Source organism: Streptococcus suis (assembly GCF_002964045.1).
GTDB lineage: Bacteria > Bacillota > Bacilli > Lactobacillales > Streptococcaceae > Streptococcus > Streptococcus suis_U.
The window spans coordinates 1-268 of sequence record NZ_POPB01000167.1; the positions used below are offsets into that span (position 1 = coordinate 1).

The 268-nt window shown below is 32.8% G+C and carries 1 pseudogene; it reads right to left on the minus strand.

Features of this window, described 5'->3' with window-relative positions:
* Positions 1-160 precede the first annotated feature (160 nt).
* Positions 161-268, minus strand: a pseudogene (locus C1E99_RS15145) (mannosyl-glycoprotein endo-beta-N-acetylglucosamidase); the annotation flags it as partial.

The following is a 268-nucleotide window of genomic DNA, read 5'->3' on the forward strand; positions in this document are numbered from 1 at the left end:
TAAAAGTTGCGACAAATTCTAATGCACTATCAGATTGATTTACCGCATAAACACTACTAACCGTCTCTTCGGCACTAATAGAAACCGAACGGATCGCCAATAAACATAAAGATGCTGTTACCAAACCTAAAAAAATTTTTTTCATAATACTTCCTCCAACCTATTTAGTTTTAAATGCAACACCTTCATACCCCCAACCAACAGCAATAAGGTGATTTCTTTCTAAATAATTAACTGTATAAAAGTGTTCATCTGTATTTGGATTATA